The sequence below is a fragment of the Herbaspirillum camelliae genome (genome assembly GCF_001929405.1).
Taxonomy (GTDB): domain Bacteria; phylum Pseudomonadota; class Gammaproteobacteria; order Burkholderiales; family Burkholderiaceae_D; genus Herbaspirillum; species Herbaspirillum seropedicae.
On record NZ_KV880769.1, the window covers coordinates 3,172,761 to 3,192,001 of the forward strand.

Genomic DNA, 19,241 nt, shown 5'->3' on the forward strand with positions numbered 1-19,241 from the left:
ATGGTCTTGGCTAGTCAACCACCTTCGCGCAAACGGCGCGATCTGTTGCTCTTCACGCCGCTGGCGGCCACGCTGGCCGCTAGCCCCTGGCGCACCGCGCTGGCCCATGGCGATGAGCCCGGACATGCACACGGCGATATCGCACATGTCGGCAAGGACATGCTGACCGTGGTCGGACCGTGGGAGCTGACCGGGCTCGATCCCACCCGTTCGGGCTATATGTTCGCCCGCATGGAGGTGCTGGAAACCTTGCTGGAAGTGGACGATGCCGGCCAGCTCCAGCCCTCCCTGGCCAGCGCCTGGAGCGTCAGCGCCGACGGTCTGCAATGGCGTTTCGTCTTGCGCAGTGGGCAGCGCTACCACGACGGCTCGGCGCTCACGCCGGCCAGCATCCTGGCCTGCCTGCAACGGGCGCAGGCGCGTCCGGGCGTGCTGCGCCTGGCCGATATCGCCGCCCTCCGCCTGGAGGGGCAGACCCTGGTGGTCGTGCTGCGTCGTCCCTTCGGCCCGCTGCCTTATCTGCTGACCCATTACACCACCCAGATCCTGGCGCCGGCCAGTTTCGACGCGCAGGGCAATGTGGTGGCCATCATCGGCAGCGGCCCCTTCCGCATCCGTTCCATCGCCTTGCCGCAGCAGTTCGAGGTCGAACGCGCTTCTGGCAGCGTTCCTGGCAGCGGTGCGGGCAGGGCGATCCAGCGTGCGCGCTACATCAGCGTCTCGCGTGCGGAGACGCGTACGTTGCTGGTCCAGAGCGGCCAGGCCGACCTGGCCTTCTCGCTGGACCCGCCCAGCATCCGCGCCCTGCAGGATAGCCCGCGCGCCAGCCTGCTCTCGGCCATGCTGCCGCGTACCACCCTCCTCAAGCTCAATGCCGGCCACCCGGTGCTGGCCGATGTGCGGGTGCGCCGCGCCATCTCTTTGTGCATCGAGCGCGAGGGCATCGCCCGCGCCTTGCTGCGCGATCCCGACCTGGGGGCTACGCAACTCTTTCCGCCGTCGCTGGCGCGCTGGCATGACGCTGCACTGGCGCCCTTGCGCACCAACCAGCAGCAGGCGCGCAGCCTGCTGGACCAGGCCGGCTGGCGGCCTGGCAGTGATGGGGTGCGGCGTCGCGACGGCCAGCGCATGGCGCTGAACCTGACCACCTTCGTGGATCGCCCTGAGCTGCCGCTCATCGCCACGGCCTTGCAGGAAGAGATGCGCCAGATCGGCATGGCGGTGCGGGTGGTGATCGGCAACTCCAGCGACATTCCCGCCGGCCATCGCAGCGGCCAGTTGCAGATGGCGCTGGCCGCGCGCAACTACGGCAACCTGCCCGATCCTGTGGCCAGCCTCTTGCAGGACTTTGGCCCGCAAGGCGGCGACTGGGGCGCGATGGGCTGGGACAACCAGGAAGTGCCGGCCCTGCTGGCGCGCCTTGCCGCTACGCCCGCTGACGCTGCCGCCAAGGGCAACGCCGAGCGCGCGCGCATCGTGGCGCTGCTGCAAGAGCAGTTGCCGGTGATCCCGGTGGTCTGGTATCGCCAGACCTGCGCCGTGAGCCGGCGCGTGCGCGGCGCCAGCATCGATCCCTTTGAACGCAGTTACCGGATTTCTTCATTGCAATGGACCTGAACCGTTTTCTTTCCGCCCGCAGCGGCCAGCGGCTGGCGGCGGCCCTGATGCCGCGGCTGTTGCAGGCCGTCCTGGTGGCCCTGCTGGTGGGCACGCTGTGCTTCTTCATGACGCGTATGCTGCCGGGCGACATGGCCTATCGCATCGCTGCGGGCCGCTACGGCTATGACATGGTCACCACCGAGGCGGCCCTGGCCGTGCGTGATGAACTGGGGCTGGACCGGCCCTGGTTCATGGCCTTGTCGGAGTGGTGGAGCCGCCTGCTGCACCTGGACCTGGGCGTCTCCCAAGTCACCTCCCAGCCGGTGCTGGCGGAGATCGCCCACCAGCTCGGTCCGACGCTGCGCCTGTCGCTGCTGGCGATGGCCTTGTCGCTGCTGGTCGGACCGACCCTGGGCGTGCTGGCGGGACTGCATCCCGGCCGCTGGCTGGACCGCGCCACACTGGCGCTGTCGGTGGGCTTGCGGGCCTTGCCATCGTTCTTGCTGGGGCTGATCCTGGTCTTGCTGTTCTCGGTGCAACTGGGCGCCTTGCCCGCCGCCGGCCATGGCGACCATGGCGGCATCCTGCTGCCGGCGTTGACGCTGGCGCTGGGGCTGGCCGCCGTGTCCTGCCGGGTGGCGCGCGATGCCATGGTGCAGGTGCGGCAGTCGGAGTACTTTGCCTTCGCCCTGACCAAGGGCTTGTCGCCAGCCCAGGCGCTGGCGCGCCATGGCTTGCGCAATGTCGCTGCGCCGGTCACCGCCTACCTGGGCGTGCAACTGGTCATGCTGGTCGAAGGCGTGGTGCTGGTGGAGACCATCTTCGCCTGGCCCGGCATCGGCCATGCGCTGGTGCATGCGATCTTTGGCCGCGATGTGCCGATGATCCAGGGCACGGCCCTGGTGCTGGGCCTGATGTTCGTTCTGTTCAACGCGCTGGTCGATGCGGCCTGCGCCTTTCTTGATCCGCGAGGCCGCGCATGAGTACCTTGTCGTCTTCCCTGCCGCTGCTGGAGCAGGCTGGCCCACGTCGCTGGAGCGCGGGGCAGTGGAGCGGGCTGGTCTTGCTGCTGCTGGTGGCCGGCTTTGCCTTGCTGGGGCCGCTTGTCATCGATACCGATCCGGCCCGCCAGCAACTGGCGCGCTACCTGGAAACGCCCAGCCTGGCCGAGCCGTTGGGCTTCGATCAGCTGGGGCGCAGCATGCTGGCGCGGCTGGCGCATGGGGCGCGGCTGTCCTTGTCGCTGGCGCTGTTGAGCGTGCTCTCGGCCGCCATCCCGGGCAGCCTCATCGGCCTGCTGGCGGCCTGGTGCGGCGGCTGGACCGAGCGCGTGCTGGCGGCGCTGGCCGATGCCGTGCTGGCCTTGCCGGGGCTGTTGCTGGTGCTGCTGCTGGCCGCCTTTGCGCCGGGGGGATTCTGGCCTTTGTATGTGGGCATCTCGCTGGCGCTGTGGGTGGAGTATTTCCGCGTGGTCCGGGCGGCCAGCCGCATCCTGCTGGCCAGTCCGCAGGTGGAAGCGTCACGCCTGCTGGGTTTCGGTGCGCTCTATATCGTGCGCTGCCATCTCTTGCCAGCCTTGCTGCCGCGCCTGTTGACGCTGGTGCGCTTTGGCCTGGCCGGCGCGGTGCTGGCGATGTCGGCGCTGGGCTTCGTCGGTGTCGGCTTGCAGCCGCCCACGCCGGAACTGGGCGTGATGATGATCGAACTGTTGCCGTATTACCGCGAGGCGCCGTGGCTGGTGGCCTCGCCGGTGCTGGTGCTGTTCCTTGGCTTGCTGGGTCTGTTGCTGCTGTCGCCGCAGGGGGAGACTGCATGAACGCTCCGCTGCTACTGGACGCCCTGCGCGTCGAGGACCTCACCGTCTGGCATGGCCAGCAGCCACTGGTGGGCGGCGTCAGCTTTGCCGTCCCTGCCGGCGGCGTGCTGAGCTTGCTGGGCGAGAGCGGTTCGGGCAAGTCGCTGCTGGCCCAGGCCATCATGGGCAATCTGCCGGCCAGCCTGCGCGCCACCGGTTCCATTTTCCTGGCGGGTCAGCACAGCGATGCCGCCGATAGTCGCAGCCGCCAGCGTGGCTGGGGACGGCGCATTGCCTTGCTGCCGCAGGAGCCCTGGCTGGCACTGGACCCGACCATGACCGTGGCGCGCCAGGTCGCCGAGACCTATGAGCTGGTGAGCCAGAGCGCGCCTGACCAGCAGAACGAGAGCCTGCACCGTGCGCGCAGCCAGGCCGCTGTATCGGCCCGGCGCGCCCTGGCCAGCCTGGGCCTGGAAGCAGCCGCCGACAAGTATCCCTTCATGATCTCGGGCGGCATGGCCCAGCGCGTCGCCTTCCTGGCCACCCATGCGGCCGGGGCGCCGCTGATGATCATCGACGAACCTACCAAGGGACTGGACGTGGATTGCCGCGGCGAAGTGCTGGCCCTGTTGCAGGCTGCACAGGCTGAGGGCGTGAGCCTGTTGTGCATCACTCATGATGTCTGGCTGGCGCGCGCGCTGGGTGGGCAACTGGCGGTGCTGCAAGACGGCGCGATGGTCGAGCAGGGCAGTGCAGAGGCGCTGCTGGCGCAGCCGCGGCATGCCTACACGCGCCGCCTGCTGGCCGCCGATCCGGCGTGCTGGCCGCTGCCGGAGGCGCGCGCACCCCGCGCGGATGCTGCTGTCATCGCCGAGCTGCGCGAGCTCAGCAAGTCCTTCGGCGAGCAGGCCTTGTTCGCAGGCGTCAGCGCTCGTCTGCATGCCGGTGAGGTGGTGGCCGTCAGCGGCCCCAGCGGTTCGGGCAAGACCAGTCTGGGCAACATCGTGCTGGGCCTGCTGCAACCGGATAGCGGCCAGGTCATCCGTGCGCAGGGCTTGCCGCGCACGGCCTTCCAGAAGATCTATCAGGACCCGGCTGCCGCGTTCGCGCCGACCATTCCGCTGCGGCGCTCCCTGCAGGATCTGGTGCGCCTGCATGGCCTGCAGTGGCAGGAACTGGAAGCCTTGCTGGAGCGCATGCGCATTGCTCCGGCGCTGCTGGATCGCCTGCCGCGCCAGGTCTCGGGCGGCGAGTTGCAACGCATTGCGCTGGCGCGCGTGCTGTTGATGAAGCCGGCGCTGATCTTTGCCGACGAACCGACCTCGCGGCTGGATCCACTGACCCAGCAGGAAGTGATTGCATTATTGGTGGAGCAGGCCAGGGCGGTGGGCAGCGCGGTGCTGCTGGTGACGCACGATGCCGATATCGTGCGCTGCGTGGCCGACCGTTGCCTGACGCTGTCGCCGGCGGGCCAGTCCCAGTCCGCGCACTGAATGCGCGGGTTTCAGGCGTCGGGGGTGGGCAGGGGCAGGTCGGCGTCTTGAGCGTCCTCACCCTGCATGAGCAGGGTGGCCCAGCGTCCCTGGGTCGAATCGAGCCCGTCGGGCAGAATCATGTAGGACAGGCTCTGCAGCCCGCAATACTGCTCCAGGTAGGCGCGCGCATGGCTCATGCGGTTGCGCAGCTGGGCGATGGTGTCATGGCCGCCAGGCTGCACCGGCAGGAATTCGTAGACCACTTCCGGATGGAGGAATTCGGTCAGGTGCAGGATCACCTGTTCCAGATCCGGCGCTTCGGCGGTGAATTCGTGGTGGGCCGGCACGTCTTCATTGCGCAACTGGTATCGGATAAGGCAACGCATGGCTCACCTGAGGCTCAAGTAATCGGACGGCGCTCCCGATGCGGCCTGGAGCGGGCTGCTTGCGGCATCCTCTGCGGCTTTCTGCGCCTGCGCTGCCGCGCTGGCAAAGGGGTGTTGCACGGCGCGGTCGCGCCCCTCTTCCTTGGCGCGATACAGGGCGCCGTCGGCGCTGTCGATCAGTTCGCGCGGTTCGATCTGCAAGGACTTGCCGCTGGCCAGGCTGGCCACGCCCACGCTGATGGTCACCACGCCCATGGGGCTGCGCTCATGGGTAATATTCAGCCCGCGTACAGCCTGCACTACCCGGTGGGCCAGCCCCTGGGCGCTGCCGGGATGGCAGTTGGGCAGGATCACGGCGAATTCCTCGCCGCCATAGCGCGCCACGATATCGCCCTGGCGGCGCGCCACCGTGCTGATGGCAGCGGCCACCTGGCGCAGGCAGATGTCGCCGGCGGCGTGGCCGTAGGTGTCATTGAACTGCTTGAAATGGTCCACGTCGATCATCATCAGGCTCAGCGATTCGCCGGTACGGTTCAGGCGCGCCAGCTCGGCGGCCAGGGCGGCGTCGAAGTAGCGGCGATTGAACACGTCGGTCAGCCCATCCTTCTGCGACTGCGCTTCCAGCGTGCGGTACAGGCTTTCCAGCTCCTGGCGTGCGGCAATGGCCTGCGCTTCGGCGCGTTCGCGTCCGGCCACCAGCACCACCAGCCGCTTGCCGCCGAAGCAGATCACGCCCAGCAGCAGCACGACGCCCACGCCGCGCGCCCAGATGTGGCGGCTCCAGTCTTCCAGGATGTCATCCCGGGCCAGCGCGACGACGGTGAAGATGGGGTAGGCCTCGCCTTGCTGGAAGCAACTGATGCGCTCCACGCCATCGCGCTCGGAGCGCATCGCGAAGGAGCCGCGCCGGGCCTGTTCCAGATGCTGGCGCAGCGCCTGTGACATGGGCGGACTGCGGTCGGTCATGTCCGGCAGCAGCGGACGACGCAAGATCAGGGCGCCCCCGCTCAGGCCGAACAGGATGACGCCATGGGGGCCGATGTTGAATTGTTCGTAGTAGCGCTGAAAATACGCCAGGTCGATCTCCGCCACGATGACGCCGGCAAAGCTGCCATCGACGTGATTGATGCGCCGGCTGACCGTGATGGTCCATTGACCGGTAACATGGCTGCGCATGGGGCGGCCGAGGAAGGGGCGGTCGCTGCGGCGGTGCTGGTGATACTGGAAATAGTCATCCTGCATCGGTGATTCCGTTTGCACCATGCGTTGCTGTGAGCTGGCTACGGTGCGGCCCTGTTCGTCCACCACGGATAGCTGCGCCAGTTGCGGCAGGCTGGCCACGCTGCGGATCATGAAGTCGTGGGTGCGGATGCGGGCGCGGGCGCTGCGGTCTTCGTGGTCCAGGTGTTCCTGCACGGTTTCCAGGACGATGTCGGCTTCCTTGATGGATTGCTCGGCATGCTGGATCAGCGCCAGCGCCACGTTGGAGGCATCGGTGGTCGATTCGGCCAGGGCCACTTCGCGGGCGCGCCAGGCCGTCCAGGCTTCCAGCAGCAGGATCACGGCGCAGACGACGACCACGAACAGCAGTGCTGTCCGTGACGTATGTGTCTTGCCGTGTTGTGCCATGTTGATGTCCCCGAAAGCGCACTTGTCCCCAGAGCGCATTCTTTCCCAATCGTCATCCGGGTGTCTATCAGGGAAAGCCTGAAGCGTGCGGCTATTGCCCTGTTGCAAGCTCTCGGGGCGGGCTGTGGACTGGCTCAGTCGTAACGGCGGTTGAACAGGATGTTGAGGCCATTGATGGTCCCCGCGCGGGCCACCACCGACCAGCGCCGCGAGATCTGCCAGGTCGCCTTGGCCACGCTGGCCGCGCCTTGCAGGCTCTGTTCGTAGCCCAGGGTGATCTTCTCGGTGATGGCTTTGCCCAGGTTGACCACCTGATCATTGGTCAGCCCCGATTCACTGGAGCCGATACTGAACTGGTCCAGCCCGATATCCTTGGCGATGCGCTTGCCGCCCATGTTGCCCACCAAGGCCAGCGCCTGGCTGCTGGCAGTGCGCTGCCCGATGCTGGAGTTGTCGGTGCCATGGCCGAACATCATCCAGGACAGTTTCTCGTCATCCGGCACATTGGGTTCGGAGACCAGTTGCACACGTGGCTGGTTGGCGTTGCCGGTGACCGAGACGCCAGCCTCGACGTCCTGGTTGCGGCGCATGGCCAGGATGTTGATGTTGGGATTGGCGATGGGCCCCTGGAAATTGATGATGCCGCGCTCGATGTTGAGCTTGGTGCCAAAGGCTTCGTAGCTGCCTTCGGCCACGTTGATGGTGCCGCTGGCGCGCATGGGGGAGAGCGGTTCGCTGCGCACGGCCATCTCGCCGCGCAGGCGCAGGTCCGCGCCGCTGCCGCGGAAGCGGAAGTCATTGCCCAGGTCCACGGCGATATTGATGAAGGGCGCGAACTTGCTGGCCGGCTTTTCGGTGGCGGCTTCCAGTCGCTCCTTCGATGACGCCTGTCCACCCACCTGGTTCTTGCCGGTGCGGCTGATGATGACCACGTCATCCCCCAGCTTGGGAGCGCTGCTCTTGGGCAGGTCGAACAGGGCGTGGTCTACGGTGAACTTGCCATCCACATGCAACTGTTCGTTGACGTTGCTGATCTTGCCCTGGCCCGAGAGCATCAGGCGGCGGTCGGGACTGGCGAACAGTTCCAGCTGCTCGGCCGTGAGGGTGGCGTTGAGGTCGGGGTTGTCGGCGCCCAGCTGGATCTTGCCGCCGGCGCGCAGGGTCCCCCGGCCGCCATGGAATTCGATCTGGCGCAGGTCGATGACATTGCTGTCCATCACGATGCGCACGATGCCATCCTTCAACTGGATGCCCTGGTCGAACTGCGTCACGGCCAGGTCGTCGCCATTGACCGCGCCCGAGAGCTTGGGCTGGGCCAGCGTGCCGGCCACGTTCAGGTCGGCGCTGAGCTTGCCGTTCAGGCTCACCTGCGGACCGATCAGGTCACCGATGCGCTTGAGTTCAGGCAACTCCAGGCGCGCCTTCAACGCCAGCGGAGATGCATCGGCCAGGGTCAGCAACTGGCCGACCCGTTGCAGGCCGATCTGGCCGTCCAGCGCCAGGGTGCCGATGCGGCTGGCGTCCACGCGTCCGCTCAGGCGCATCTGCTCGCCCTGGAAGTCGCTGCGCAGCTTCAGTTCGGACAGCCCCAGCGTGGCCTCGCCATTGCTGGTGACGAGCCGCAGGTCGCCGGACTGGCGGGCGATCTGGAGATAGCCGCGGGCGCTTTCGGCCAGCGAGAAATCCCAGTCGCTGTCCAGCACCAGATCGGTCTTCACCGGCGGGGCGGCGGCGCCCAGTTGTTGCGCCAGTTCCAGCAGGCGACCGACGTCGAGGGCGCGCACCTGCCCGGCCGAGGCGATACGGCCTTGTCGCCATGACAGATGCCTGAGGTCGAGCGCGCTGCGGTCGATCTCGATGCGGGTGCTGCCGGCCTCTACGGCCTCGGGCGAGGCCTGCAGCGCCAGCGGGTGCAGCATGGCGATGCGCGGGAAGCCGTCGTTGCTGAGCTGGTCGATGCTGCCGTTCCAGCCATACTGGCCGCGGGTCTTTTCGGTGACCTGGCCATGCGCCGCCAGGGTCAGCGCCAGCGGACGATTGAGCAGCTTGCCGTTGGCTTTCAGGCTCAGGCTGTGCTTGGCGAAGGTGCCATCGAGCTTGACCGCCAGTTGCGCCAGTTCGGCCTGCGGCCCGCTGTAGCCGTCGCCTTCCAGCGTCAGCGCCAGGCGGTTTTCGGGCGAGGCCACGCCGGCGGCGAGATTGCTGTGGATTTCCGCTTGTCCGGCCAGGTGGTGCAGCTTGTGCGGACCGAAGGCCAATTGTTCGGCCTGATAGCTGGCCTGCAGGCTGGGGCGCTGGCGCGTGCCGCCAAGCTGGCCGTCCAGGCGCAACAGGCCCGACAGGCCATAGCCCAGGCGCGCCAGTTGGGGGGCATCGATCTTGAACTTGAGCTTGTCATTGGCCGCGCCAAAGCTGCCGTTCAGATCCAGCGTATTGCCGGCCACCTGCAGATGGGCCTGGCTGGGCAGCAGCCGCATGCCGGCCAGGTCGATGTCGCCGCGCCCGGCCATGGGCAGGTCGCCATAGCTGCTGTCGTGGATGGTGAAGCCCAGCTTGAGGCGCAATTCCGGCGAGATCGCCCCGGCGGCGTTGAAGTCGAGGTTGATGCGGGCCGGTACCGGTGCTACGGCCTTGCCGCCGCGTCGCGCGCTGGCCGTTGCTGGCGCAGTGACAGTCTGCAGCACGGCGGTGGGGTCGAAGTCCACCAGCCGGCCTTTGAAGGCATAGTCCATTGCGCCCACGGTCTTCATGCTGCCAGTGGCTTCCAGGCGTGACTTGCCGGCCGTCAGGCTGGCCTCGCGCAACTCCACTGTGCCGGCATGCAGGGTGCTGTCCAGATGCAGCCGCAGGGCGCTGTCTTGCAGCGTCAGCAGGAGTTGCTGGGCATCCGGGCCGAGCGTGGCCTCCATTGGGCCTGACAGGCGCGTGGGGCGGATCTGGCGATGGATCTGGCTGAGATCGAGCTCGCTGATGCGCAGCGCCAGGCGTCCGGCCATCGGTGTGGGCTGGGCGGGGTCCTGGCTGCCGGGCTGGAATTGTCCAGCGCCTTCGATACGGCCATTGCGGGGCAGGCGGATCTCCAGATGCGTCAGGTTTTGCTGCTGCAGGTCCAGCTGCAGGTCGGCGCTGGCCGAGAGCAGCGGCAGCAGTTGCTGGTCCAGGCTGCCGGGACGGGTGTTGTTGATCTCTATCCGTCCGGCCACTTTCAGCGGCGCGTCGGCTGCCTGTCCGGCTGGCGGGGCAAGGTCGGCGCGCACGCTGAGGTCGGCGGCGGGGGCGGTGGCATGGAAGGCTTGCGGATTGAGATGCTGCAGGTCCACCCGGGCGCGTTTGAGCGGCACCGCGGCGAAGGGGGTGGCGATGATATCGGCGTCGCCCTTGAGCTTGTCGCCGCTGGCCTTGAGGGCCACGCCCAGCTCCTGCAGCGAGCCTGAAAGCTGCGCCGCCAGCTGGTATTGCTCCTTGAATTCGCCATGCTGGTAGACCCCGCCCAGCTCCAGTCCACCGCCGATGTCGAAGGGCTGCTTGCCGTTCAGGTGCACCAGCGCCGTGGCCTGGCCATAGGGCGTGACCAGGCTGTCGAGCACCAGCGTATGCTGCACACCGTCGGAGCTGCCATGCAGGCGCAGCTTGCTGAGCTCAGTGGTGGACGTGCCTTGGGTGAGGCTGAACTTGTCCAGGCTGATCTCACCAATGTCCAGGGCCAGCGGCAGCGACAGCGAGGCCGGCATGCTGCTGGGTTCGCTGGGCGAGGGTTGCTGGTTCAATTGCACTGTGCCGGCGCGCAGGTAGGCAAGGCTGAAACGGCGTTTGAGCAGCGACAGGTGCCAGCTGGCATCGAGCCGGTCGATATCGAGGATGCGTTGGCCATCCTGGTAATGCACGGCGCGCAGATGCAGGCCATCGGCCACGGTGCCGCCGAGCAACTGGCCGGAGAGCTTGCCTCCCAGCGTCTTGACGGCGGTATTCCAGAGCAGGCGGGCGCCGCTTTCGGTCTTGGTCGCGTAGAGCGCAGCGCCGGCCACCGCCAGCACGATCACGGCCACGCTCGCGCCGCTCCAGGCGGCGATGCGGCCCGCGCGCCCGCGGCGGGGCGCATCGGGTTTGCCCGCTTGGCCCGAAGGGGGCGTGGAGGAAGGCTGGGGTTGGGGTGGGGCTGCTGGCTGGTCGCTCATGCGTGTTGGTCGCTGTCTATCGTTTGTACCGTCGGTTTGTATCGTCGATATCTTTTATATCGTTTATGTCTTGCTGGCCACGGTGTCGCTTGCGCTAGAAAGCGATCCCCAGCGAGATGTGGGGCCGGATCTGGCGTTTCTGGATGCCATAGGCCAGGTCCAGGTTGAGCGTGCCGACCGGACTGCGCCAGCGCGCGCCTGTGCCCACGCCATGATAGAAGGTCTTGTTGCTCCAGTTGTCCGCCGCCGCGCCCATGTCGTAGAACACGGCAGCGCCCCAGTTTTCGCTGAACCAGCGCTGGTATTCGGTACTGCCCACGGCCAGGTACTTGGTGGGGTAGACGGTGCCGTTCTGCTCATTGCCGATGCTCTGGTAGCTGTAGCCGCGCACCGAGTCGTTGCCGCCGGTACGGAACAGCAGCGAGGCCGGCACCGAGCCGGCCCGCCCCGCCGTGAAGACGCCGCCCAGCTCGGCGCGCAAGACCACGATATCGCGCTTGCCGACCGGCACGAACTGCTTGAAGCGTCCATACAGGCGGCTGAAGCTCTGGTCGGTCAGCACCCCCTTGAGGGCCAGGCCGGCTTCCAGCGTCAAGAGGTTGCCGTGGCGGGGGAAGATGGGATTGTCCACATTGCGGCGCGACCAGGCAAAGCCCGGCACCAGCGCGCGGTGCTTGCCTGGCGTGACGATGGTGTTGGCCGGCAGGGTGACGCCGTTTTCCTGCACCAGCTCATCGCGGTAATAGGTCAGCGAATAGGTGGTGTCGTAGTTATCGCTGTTGCGGGCGCGCTTGAGGCCGACCTGCTGGGTGCGCAGGTCGATGCCTTCCAGCGTGGTGCGGTCGTACGAGGTGTTGAGGCTGTTGACGAAGGCCTTGCTGTCCGGCGGCATGGCCAGCGACAGCAGGCCGTACTGGCGCTTCTGCTCCAGCCGCAACTGGCTGTCGAAGACATAGGCGCGGTTGAACACGTTGTAATGCGAATAGCGCCCTTCGGCCTGGGCCCCGGTATCGGTGCCATAGCCCACGCCGGTGCGGATGCGCTGGGTGGGGAATTCGGTGACCTGCACCTTCACCGGGGTCTGGTCGGCATGGGCGGGGTCGTCGTCGATGGCCACGATAGCATTGGAGAAGTAGGGCGTGTTCTGGATCTGCCGTTGCAGCGCCAGGAGACGGTCCACATCATAGGGCTCGCCCACGGTCAGCGGATTGACGTTGCGGATGATGGATTCGGGATAGCGCCTGGTGCCGGTGATCTGCAGCGCGCCCAGGGTGAAGGCCGGGCCGCTGTCATAGCGCACGCTCAGGTCGGCCTGCTGCGCCTGCGGGTCGATGCGGGCCTCGGAGTCGGCGATACGGGCGGCGGCGTATTTCTTCTGCTGCAGCGTTGCCAGGCCGGCATTCTTGGCCTTGTCCCAGTCCTGCTGGCGGAAGGGCTCGCCGGGGCTCAGCGACCAGTCGCTGCGCAGCTGCGCCACGCGTGCGGCATCCTGGCTGGCGGCGCTGCCGGTGACGTTGATCTCGGCCGATTCGACCAGGGTACGCGGACCGGGGTCGACGGTGACCGTGATGCGGCGCACGCCGTCCTTGCCGGCGGCGCTCTGTTCGCTGACCTTGGTCATGGGCGTGAAATAGCCTTCGGTGGCGGTCAGGTCGCGCACCTGCTCGCCGGCGGTGTCCATCATGAACTTGAGTTGTTCGTCGCTGATGTCGTCGCGGTCCTGGTAGCGGGACAAGTCAAGGAAGTCCTTGAGCAGCGACTGCACCGGCTTGGGCGCTTCGATATCCACCTGGTAGGCGGCAATAGCGGGTTCTGCGGCGCACCAGAGGAGGGTGATGGCCAGGCTGCGGGTCCATTTCATGGAATCATTGCGTTATTGTGATCGGTTCAGGCGGCCGGCCCGGGGTTAGGCATTCGGGTAGGATGAGGGCTAGGCGGCACGCGCCACCAAGCCTGACCCCTGTGCGCCGCCGATAGTTCCTGGCCGCGCAGCGCCGCCGGCGGGTTCGGTCGGGCGCGTCGCAGGCAACACCGCGCCAGCCGCCTGGGTTGCAAGCGCGTATTGTAATGCGCCGGGCGCGCTTGCCGAACCGATGATTGCATTTCAGTCATGCCTCATGGCGCAGATTCAAGGAGAGTAGTGTGAGCAGTGCGAGCAATGTGAGTATTGATGCGTATTCGGAAAAGGCGACCTGCGAGCGCCTGCTATGGGTGCATCGCTGGACCGATAAGCTGTTGAGTTTTCGCACCACGCGGCCGGCCGGCTATCGGTTCGCGGCCGGCCAGTTCGCCCGCCTGGGCCTGGAGATCGATGGTCAGATCGTCTCGCGCGCCTATTCCATCACGTCCGCCGAGCATGAAGACGTGCTGGAGTACTACGCCATCATCGTGCCTGGCGGGCAGTTCACCAGCCGCCTGGACGCCTTGCAGCCGGGCGACCCGGTGTGGGTCGAAAAGCTCAGCTATGGTTTCATGACGGCTGACCGCTTCAGCGACGGGCGGCAGCTCTGGATGCTGGCCACCGGCACCGGCCTGGGGCCTTACGTGTCCATCCTGCAGCAGCCGGAAGTCTGGCAGCGTTTCGAGGATCTGGTGCTGGTGCATGGGGTGCGCCAGTGCGCCGAACTGGCCTATGCCGACAAGTTCGAGCAATTGCGCCAGCAGGCCGCTGCCCAAGGCTGGCCGGCGCGTTTGCACAGTTTGCGCTGCGTCACCCGCGAAGCTGTCCCGCCTTCCTCGCCGGGCCTACTGGCCGGACGCATCACCGACCTGTTGCGCGGCGGCCAGCTGGAGCAGGCCGCCGGCCTGTCGCTGACCGTGGACGACGCTCGCGTCATGGCCTGCGGCAATCCCGAGATGGTCACCGAAGTGCGGGAACTGCTGCGCGAGCGCGGCATGAGTCCTTTGCGCCGCGCCGGGGGTGGGCAGTTCGTCACCGAAGACTATTGGTGAGGTGCTCCCCGGCGACTGTTGGCGTAGGATAGCGCTTAACAAAGGTAAATTTCGGACTTGTTGAAAAGACTAGGGCCATATTTTTCGGCTTCCATGAAGAAAGAAGGCAAGCTCAAGAAAAGCGGCGATGGTCATCTCGAAATAATTCGATTCTTGAGCCATATATCGACGTTTTCTTCCAGTTTTGCGCTGAATTTCTCTATCACGTCTGGATAGATTTTTTTTCGATGCCGTCATGGTATCGGAGATGGGGGAGCCGACATCGACGCAATCAAGTCGAGGGCCGCTGAGCCGAGGTGATAGAGGAGTGGGCAGCTCCGGCCGACGGCAGCCAACTGTCCGTTAATTGAACCATTTGGGGGTAGTATGAATTTGAAGAAAGTCCTGCACGTGGCCATCGCAGATGACCATCCTATCGTGCTGGGCGCGTTACGCAATGAGCTGGCTCGTTTGCCCGAGATCCGCATCGATCTCGAGGTCGATACCGGCGAAGACCTGATCAATGCGCTCAAGCGTACACCGTGCGAGATTGTCATCACCGATTTCGCCATGCCCAACGAGGAAAGCGACGAGTCCGACGGGTTTGCGCTGGTCAAGCGGATCAAGGCCGAGCATCCGTCCACCAAGCTCATCGTCTATACCGCGATGAACAATGGCGCCGTGATCCGCAGGCTCTACCGCATGGGAGTGTTCGCGGTGATCAACAAGCGCGAGAAGCCCGACGAGCTCATCAATGCCTGCCTGGCCACGCAGAGCAGCAAGCAGCTGTACTTTCCCGTTTCGCTGCGCGGCGAACTGGAGATGAGCTGGGCGCAGGGCGACGGTTTCGCCGCCACCCGCGAGCTGACCCAGAGCGAGCTGGAAGTGGTGCGCCTGTTCGTGGAAGGTCAGTCGCTGGGCGAGATCTGCGTGCGCCTCTCGCGCACGCCCAGCACCATCAGCACCCACAAGAACAATGCCATGCGCAAGCTGGGGCTGAGCTCGGATGCCGACCTGATCAAGTATGCCTTCTCGACGGGCATGATCAACTGAGCGTAAGGGTGGGGATGGCCTGGCGGCCTTCGTCTGGCCGGCATGAAAGTTGCGAAAAAGAAACCCCGGCCACAGGAGCCGGGCTTTTTTTCTGCCGCTAAGCAGGTTCCTGATGCAGAAGATCGCCGCGACTCTACGTCCAGACGCATTTCGCTGGCAAGCCGATGACAGACCGACTTGCGCCCGGCCCGCGTCCCTCTGATCTAATCGCCCGCTACCTGGTCCGCATCACGCGCTTTGAGCCACAGGCCAAATTCTTTCATCACCTTGACCACCGGCTCCAGGCGCTTCCCGTCCTCAGTGACTTCATATTCCACTCTGACGGGCGAGGTCGGATACACCGTGCGTTTGACCAGGCCTGCATTTTCGAGAGCCCGCAGATCCAGGGTCAGCATCCTTTGAGAAATACCCGGCACATCGCGCCGCAAATCGTTGAATCGCTTCGGGCCTTCCAGGAGATAGGACACCAGCAACAGCCGCCAACGCCCGCCCAGCAAGCGCATCGACTCTTCGACGGAGCAACCGCTCATGTTTTCTTTCATGACATCTCCAGCGACGGCCAGGATCAAGCGAGTACAAAACGTACAAAAATCTACAAAATTCGGTATAAAAATGTACCTAGATGACATTATAGTGCCTTCTTTATTTTTTTATACCCAACAATTAAAATAGTTCCAATCGTCTCAACCCGGAAGGGGAAGCCTCCTCAACGTTATCTGGAGATTGTCTATGAAGCTTTATTACATCCCGGCCGCCTGTTCGCTGTCGCCGCACATCGTCATCAACGAGCTGGGGCTGGACGTCGAACTCGTGAAGGTGGACTACAAGACCCACCAGACCGAAGACGGTCGCGACTTCCACGCGCTCAGCCCGTTCGGCTACGTGCCGCTGCTGGAATTGGATGATGGCACCTTGCTGCGCGAAGGTCCGGCCATTGTCCAGTATCTGGCCGACCTGAAACCGGAAGCCAGGCTCGCCCCGGCCAACGGCACCCTTGAGCGCTACCGCTTGCAGGAGTGGTTGAGTTTCCTGACGTCGGAAGTCCACAAAGGCTTCATTCCGCTGCTCTATGCACGATTGTCCGGTGCCTACGGCCTGGAGACGGTCAAGCCGAAGCTGGAGCAGCGCTACGCCTGGCTCGACGAGCAACTGGCGGGGCGTGACTACCTGATGGGCGACTACACGGTGGCCGACGCCTACCTGTACGCCCTCACGCAATGGGGGCAGGCCGAATGGCTTGTGCCGACCTATCAGGCCAACATCCATTTCGACGGCCTGGTCAATCTCAAGGCTTGGTATCTCCGTATGCGTGAGCGGCCCGCCGTACGCAAGGCGCTTGATGCGGAGGAATTGAAGTAAATCCTCGGGGCGGGGCGAGGTGGCGTGTTGGCGGTGCGCGTATCTGCCAATTGGATTTGCTTCCTCGTCCCGTTCGAGGGCGGTAGCAGAGCAGCAGGGCCAGGAGGACGCACAAAACAAAAAGCCCGGTCGCAAGGGACCGGGCTTTTCATTGAATCTTTGGGGTGGCTGATGGGACTCGAACCCACGACGACAGGAATCACAATCCTGGACTCTACCAACTGAGCTACAGCCACCGTCGACTGTCAGACAGACTTAAGTCCGTCATCAAGTAAGCAAAAGATTATACAAAGACTTGCAGGGAATGGCAACAAAATTTCGATGCAAACAAGAAAGTCCCTCTGGCACGACCTCCCCGGCACCCTCAAGCACCGCCTTGCGGCTGCAGCGCCTGTACCGGCGGATCGAGCTTGAGCAAACCTCGGAAGGCGTTTTCCAGCGTGGATCGGCTGGCGGTCGTAAAGCCGGCCAGCGAGCCGGTCGCGGCCCGGGTCTGCAATTGGCCTGCTTCCAGCAGGCGCTGCAATTGCCGGGTGACCGCCTGGCCGGTATCGATGATGTCCGGCGCTTCGCCCACCAGGCTTTTGCAGACGCTTTCGATGGCGGGCCGCACGAAGGGGTAGTGGGTACAGCCCAGCACCAGCGTATCGGCGCCCTGTTCCAGCAGCGGGGCCAGGTAGCGCTCCAGCAGCTGCACCGTGGCCGGGGAATGCAGTTCGCCTTTCTCGATCAGGTCCACCAGGCCCACGCAGGCCTGGGGCAGGTAGCGCACCTGGTATTGCGCTTGCATCTGCGCCTGCAGCACCGCAAAGCGCTGGCTGGCCAGCGTGCTGCGCGTGGCCAGCACACCGACGGTGCGGCTGCGCGTCAACTGGGCGGCAGGTTTCAGTCCAGGCTCGATGCCCACCACCAGCAGTTGCGGCCAGCGTGTGCGGATGGCCTGGATCGCGGCTGCGGTAGCGGTATTGCAGGCAACCACCAAGGCCTTGACTCCCTGCTCCAGCAGGAAGGAGGCGATGGCCAGCGAGCGTTCGACGATCTGCGCTTCGGTCTTGTCGCCATAGGGCGCATAGCCTGAGTCGGCGAAATAGAGCAGATGCTCCCGTGGCAGGGCGGCATGGATATGCCGCAGCACCGACAGGCCGCCGATACCGGAATCGAAAATGCCGACCGCGGCATCGGCTGCGGTCGGCATGAGGGGGCTGCTATCGGACCTCACTGCAGAAGGCGTACGGAGCTGCTTGATGGCTTCGTCCATGGTGCTGCGTAGGCTCCTGCGGTGAGTCGGCCTGGATCAGGCCGTGGTGACGGGGATCTTGGACAGGGATACGCTCTGGGCGATCTTTTCCTTCCATTCGGCGGGGCCCGTGTTGTGCACCGAGATGCCGTTGGCGTCCACGGCCACCGTCACCGGCATGTCCTTGACGTCGAACTCGTAGATCGCTTCCATGCCCAGGTCGGCAAAACCCAGCACCTTGGCCGACTTGATCGCCTTGGAGACCAGGTAGGCCGAGCCACCCACGGCCATCAGGTAGGCCGACTTGTGCTTCTTGATCGCCTCAATGGCGGCCGGGCCGCGCTCGGACTTGCCGATCATGGAGATCAGGCCGGTCTGTTCCAGCATCATGTCGGTGAACTTGTCCATGCGGGTGGCGGTGGTCGGGCCAGCCGGGCCGACCACTTCGTCGCGCACCGGATCGACCGGGCCGACGTAGTAGATCACGCGGTTGGTGAAGTCCACCGGCAGCTTCTCGCCCTTGGCCAGCATATCCTGGATGCGCTTGTGGGCGGCATCGCGGCCGGTCAGCATCTTGCCGTTCAGGAGCAGGGTCTGGCCTGGCTTCCAGGAGGCGACTTCTTCCTTGGTCAAGGTGTCCAGGTTGACGCGCTTGGACTTCTCGGTGTCGGCCACCCAGTGCACTTCCGGCCAATCCGACAGCGACGGCGGTTCCATGTAGGCCGGGCCGGAACCATCCAGCACGAAGTGGCCGTGACGGGTCGCGGCACAGTTGGGGATCATCGCCACCGGCTTGGAGGCCGCGTGGGTCGGGTGCATCATGATCTTCACATCCAGCACGGTGGTCAGGCCGCCCAGGCCCTGCGCGCCGATGCCCAGGGCATTGACCTTCTCATAGAGCTCGATACGCAGTTCTTCAGTCTTGTTCTGCGGGCCGCGCTTCAAGAGCTCGTACATGTCGATGTCTTCCATCAGCACTTCCTTGGCCATCAGCATGGCCTTCTCGGCAGTGCCGCCGATACCGATGCCCAGCATGCCCGGCGGGCACCAGCCGGCGCCCATGGTCGGGACCGTCTTCAGGACCCAGTCCACCAGGTTGTCAGAGGGGTTCAGCATGACGAACTTGGTCTTGTTCTCGGAGCCGCCGCCCTTGGCCGCGATTTGCACGTCCACGGTGTTGCCGGGCACCAGTTCCATGTGGATCACGGCGGGGGTGTTGTCCTTGGTGTTCTTGCGCTCGAACTGCGGGTCGGCCACGATGGAGGCGCGCAGCACGTTGTCCGGGTGCGAGTAGCCACGGCGCACGCCTTCGTTGACGGCGTCGGCGATCGACCCCGAGAAGCCTTCGAAGCGCACACCCATGCCGATCTTCAGGAAGACGTTGACGATGCCGGTGTCCTGGCAGATCGGACGCTTGCCCTCGGCGCACATGCGCGAGTTGGTCAGGATCTGGGCGATGGCGTCCTTGGCGGCCGGGCTCTGCTCGGTCTCGTAGGCGCGGGCCAGATGTTGAATGTAGTCGGCCGGGTGGTAGTAGCTGATGTACTGCAACGCAGCGGCTACGGATTCGATGAGATCGTCTTGCTTGATGATGGTCATGGC

The 19,241-nt window shown here is 65.3% G+C and carries 14 protein-coding genes and 1 tRNA gene; 7 read left to right on the top strand and 8 right to left on the bottom strand.

All coding sequences use genetic code 11. The features are described from left to right. From BGK68_RS14040 to BGK68_RS14055, 4 genes are read left to right on the top strand one after another with little or no spacing between them, the layout of a single operon-like run. The gene (locus tag BGK68_RS14040; RefSeq protein WP_143433054.1) at positions 1-1,617 is read left to right on the top strand and encodes an ABC transporter substrate-binding protein; all 1,617 of its coding nucleotides are present in this window, start codon (positions 1-3) and stop codon (positions 1,615-1,617) included. Continuing rightward, entirely contained in the window at positions 1,608-2,582 is a 975-nt protein-coding gene (locus BGK68_RS14045) for an ABC transporter permease (protein WP_075257615.1), read from the top strand. Before BGK68_RS14040 ends, BGK68_RS14045 begins: the two co-directional genes overlap by 10 nt. Then, positions 2,579-3,415 carry an ABC transporter permease gene (locus tag BGK68_RS14050; protein WP_075257616.1) on the top strand — a complete coding sequence of 279 codons (837 nt, stop codon included), beginning with the start codon at positions 2,579-2,581 and terminating at the stop codon, positions 3,413-3,415. Before BGK68_RS14045 ends, BGK68_RS14050 begins: the two co-directional genes overlap by 4 nt. Further along, positions 3,412-4,887: an ABC transporter ATP-binding protein gene (locus tag BGK68_RS14055; RefSeq protein WP_075257617.1), complete on the top strand. Its 1,476-nt coding sequence runs from the start codon at positions 3,412-3,414 to the stop codon at positions 4,885-4,887. The genes BGK68_RS14050 and BGK68_RS14055 overlap by 4 nt, the downstream gene beginning before the upstream one ends. An 11-nt stretch (positions 4,888-4,898) precedes the next feature. On the opposite strand, the gene BGK68_RS14060 is transcribed toward BGK68_RS14055, so the two are convergent. The 4 genes from BGK68_RS14060 to BGK68_RS14075 form a co-directional block, all read right to left on the bottom strand. Then, entirely contained in the window at positions 4,899-5,255 is a 357-nt protein-coding gene (locus BGK68_RS14060; RefSeq protein ID WP_075257618.1) for a hypothetical protein, read from the bottom strand. Positions 5,256-5,258: 3 nt separating this feature from the next. Beyond that, positions 5,259-6,884, bottom strand: a complete 1,626-nt coding sequence (locus tag BGK68_RS14065) for a diguanylate cyclase (protein WP_143433056.1) — start codon at positions 6,882-6,884, stop codon at positions 5,259-5,261. Positions 6,885-7,018: 134 nt separating this feature from the next. Beyond that, positions 7,019-11,059, bottom strand: coding sequence for a translocation/assembly module TamB domain-containing protein (locus BGK68_RS14070; protein ID WP_075257620.1), 4,041 nt, complete (start codon positions 11,057-11,059; stop codon positions 7,019-7,021). Between the two features lie 94 nt (positions 11,060-11,153). Next, positions 11,154-12,920 (bottom strand): autotransporter assembly complex protein TamA, encoded by a 1,767-nt coding sequence (locus BGK68_RS14075; protein WP_075257621.1) that lies wholly within the window; start codon positions 12,918-12,920, stop codon positions 11,154-11,156. A 281-nt stretch (positions 12,921-13,201) separates the two neighbouring features. On the opposite strand from BGK68_RS14075, the gene BGK68_RS14080 reads away from it, so the two are divergent. Both BGK68_RS14080 and BGK68_RS14085 read left to right on the top strand, forming a co-directional pair. Beyond that, positions 13,202-14,011, top strand: coding sequence for a ferredoxin--NADP reductase (locus BGK68_RS14080; protein WP_083657811.1), 810 nt, complete (start codon positions 13,202-13,204; stop codon positions 14,009-14,011). Between the two features lie 366 nt (positions 14,012-14,377). Further along, positions 14,378-15,043, top strand: coding sequence for a response regulator transcription factor (locus tag BGK68_RS14085; RefSeq protein WP_075257622.1), 666 nt, complete (start codon positions 14,378-14,380; stop codon positions 15,041-15,043). 203 nt (positions 15,044-15,246) lie between these two features. Here the strand turns inward: BGK68_RS14085 and BGK68_RS14090 are convergent, their stop codons facing one another. After that, positions 15,247-15,585: a winged helix-turn-helix transcriptional regulator gene (locus BGK68_RS14090; protein ID WP_075257623.1), complete on the bottom strand. Its 339-nt coding sequence runs from the start codon at positions 15,583-15,585 to the stop codon at positions 15,247-15,249. A gap of 187 nt (positions 15,586-15,772) precedes the next feature. Between BGK68_RS14090 and gstA the strand changes: the two genes are divergently transcribed. Further along, positions 15,773-16,402 (top strand): glutathione transferase GstA, encoded by a 630-nt coding sequence (gstA, locus tag BGK68_RS14095; protein WP_075257624.1) that lies wholly within the window; start codon positions 15,773-15,775, stop codon positions 16,400-16,402. A gap of 160 nt (positions 16,403-16,562) precedes the next feature. Here gstA and BGK68_RS14100 read toward each other — a convergent pair. The 3 genes from BGK68_RS14100 to BGK68_RS14110 form a co-directional block, all read right to left on the bottom strand. Then, positions 16,563-16,638, bottom strand: a tRNA-His gene (locus tag BGK68_RS14100). A gap of 128 nt (positions 16,639-16,766) precedes the next feature. Further along, a complete protein-coding gene (murI, locus tag BGK68_RS14105) occupies positions 16,767-17,660 on the bottom strand; it encodes a glutamate racemase (RefSeq protein WP_075257625.1) in 894 nt (297 codons plus the stop codon). 36 nt (positions 17,661-17,696) lie between these two features. Continuing rightward, positions 17,697-19,238, bottom strand: coding sequence for a fumarate hydratase (locus BGK68_RS14110; RefSeq protein ID WP_075257626.1), 1,542 nt, complete (start codon positions 19,236-19,238; stop codon positions 17,697-17,699). Positions 19,239-19,241 lie beyond the last annotated feature (3 nt).

Bases quoted from the DNA above. Each gene is read 5' to 3' on its own strand.
- BGK68_RS14040 (WP_143433054.1), top strand. From the start codon at position 1: ATGGTCTTGGCTAGTCAACCACCTTCGCGCAAACGGCGCGATCTGTTG.
- BGK68_RS14060 (WP_075257618.1), bottom strand. From the start codon at position 5,255: ATGCGTTGCCTTATCCGATACCAGTTGCGCAATGAAGACGTGCCGGCC.
- BGK68_RS14090 (WP_075257623.1), bottom strand. From the start codon at position 15,585: ATGAAAGAAAACATGAGCGGTTGCTCCGTCGAAGAGTCGATGCGCTTG.
- BGK68_RS14085 (WP_075257622.1), top strand. From the start codon at position 14,378: ATGAATTTGAAGAAAGTCCTGCACGTGGCCATCGCAGATGACCATCCT.
- BGK68_RS14075 (WP_075257621.1), bottom strand. From the start codon at position 12,920: ATGAAATGGACCCGCAGCCTGGCCATCACCCTCCTCTGGTGCGCCGCA.
- BGK68_RS14050 (WP_075257616.1), top strand. From the start codon at position 2,579: ATGAGTACCTTGTCGTCTTCCCTGCCGCTGCTGGAGCAGGCTGGCCCA.
- BGK68_RS14045 (WP_075257615.1), top strand. From the start codon at position 1,608: ATGGACCTGAACCGTTTTCTTTCCGCCCGCAGCGGCCAGCGGCTGGCG.
- BGK68_RS14070 (WP_075257620.1), bottom strand. From the start codon at position 11,059: ATGAGCGACCAGCCAGCAGCCCCACCCCAACCCCAGCCTTCCTCCACG.
- BGK68_RS14065 (WP_143433056.1), bottom strand. From the start codon at position 6,884: ATGGCACAACACGGCAAGACACATACGTCACGGACAGCACTGCTGTTC.
- BGK68_RS14110 (WP_075257626.1), bottom strand. From the start codon at position 19,238: ATGACCATCATCAAGCAAGACGATCTCATCGAATCCGTAGCCGCTGCG.
- gstA (WP_075257624.1), top strand. From the start codon at position 15,773: ATGAAGCTTTATTACATCCCGGCCGCCTGTTCGCTGTCGCCGCACATC.
- BGK68_RS14055 (WP_075257617.1), top strand. From the start codon at position 3,412: ATGAACGCTCCGCTGCTACTGGACGCCCTGCGCGTCGAGGACCTCACC.
- murI (WP_075257625.1), bottom strand. From the start codon at position 17,660: ATGGACGAAGCCATCAAGCAGCTCCGTACGCCTTCTGCAGTGAGGTCC.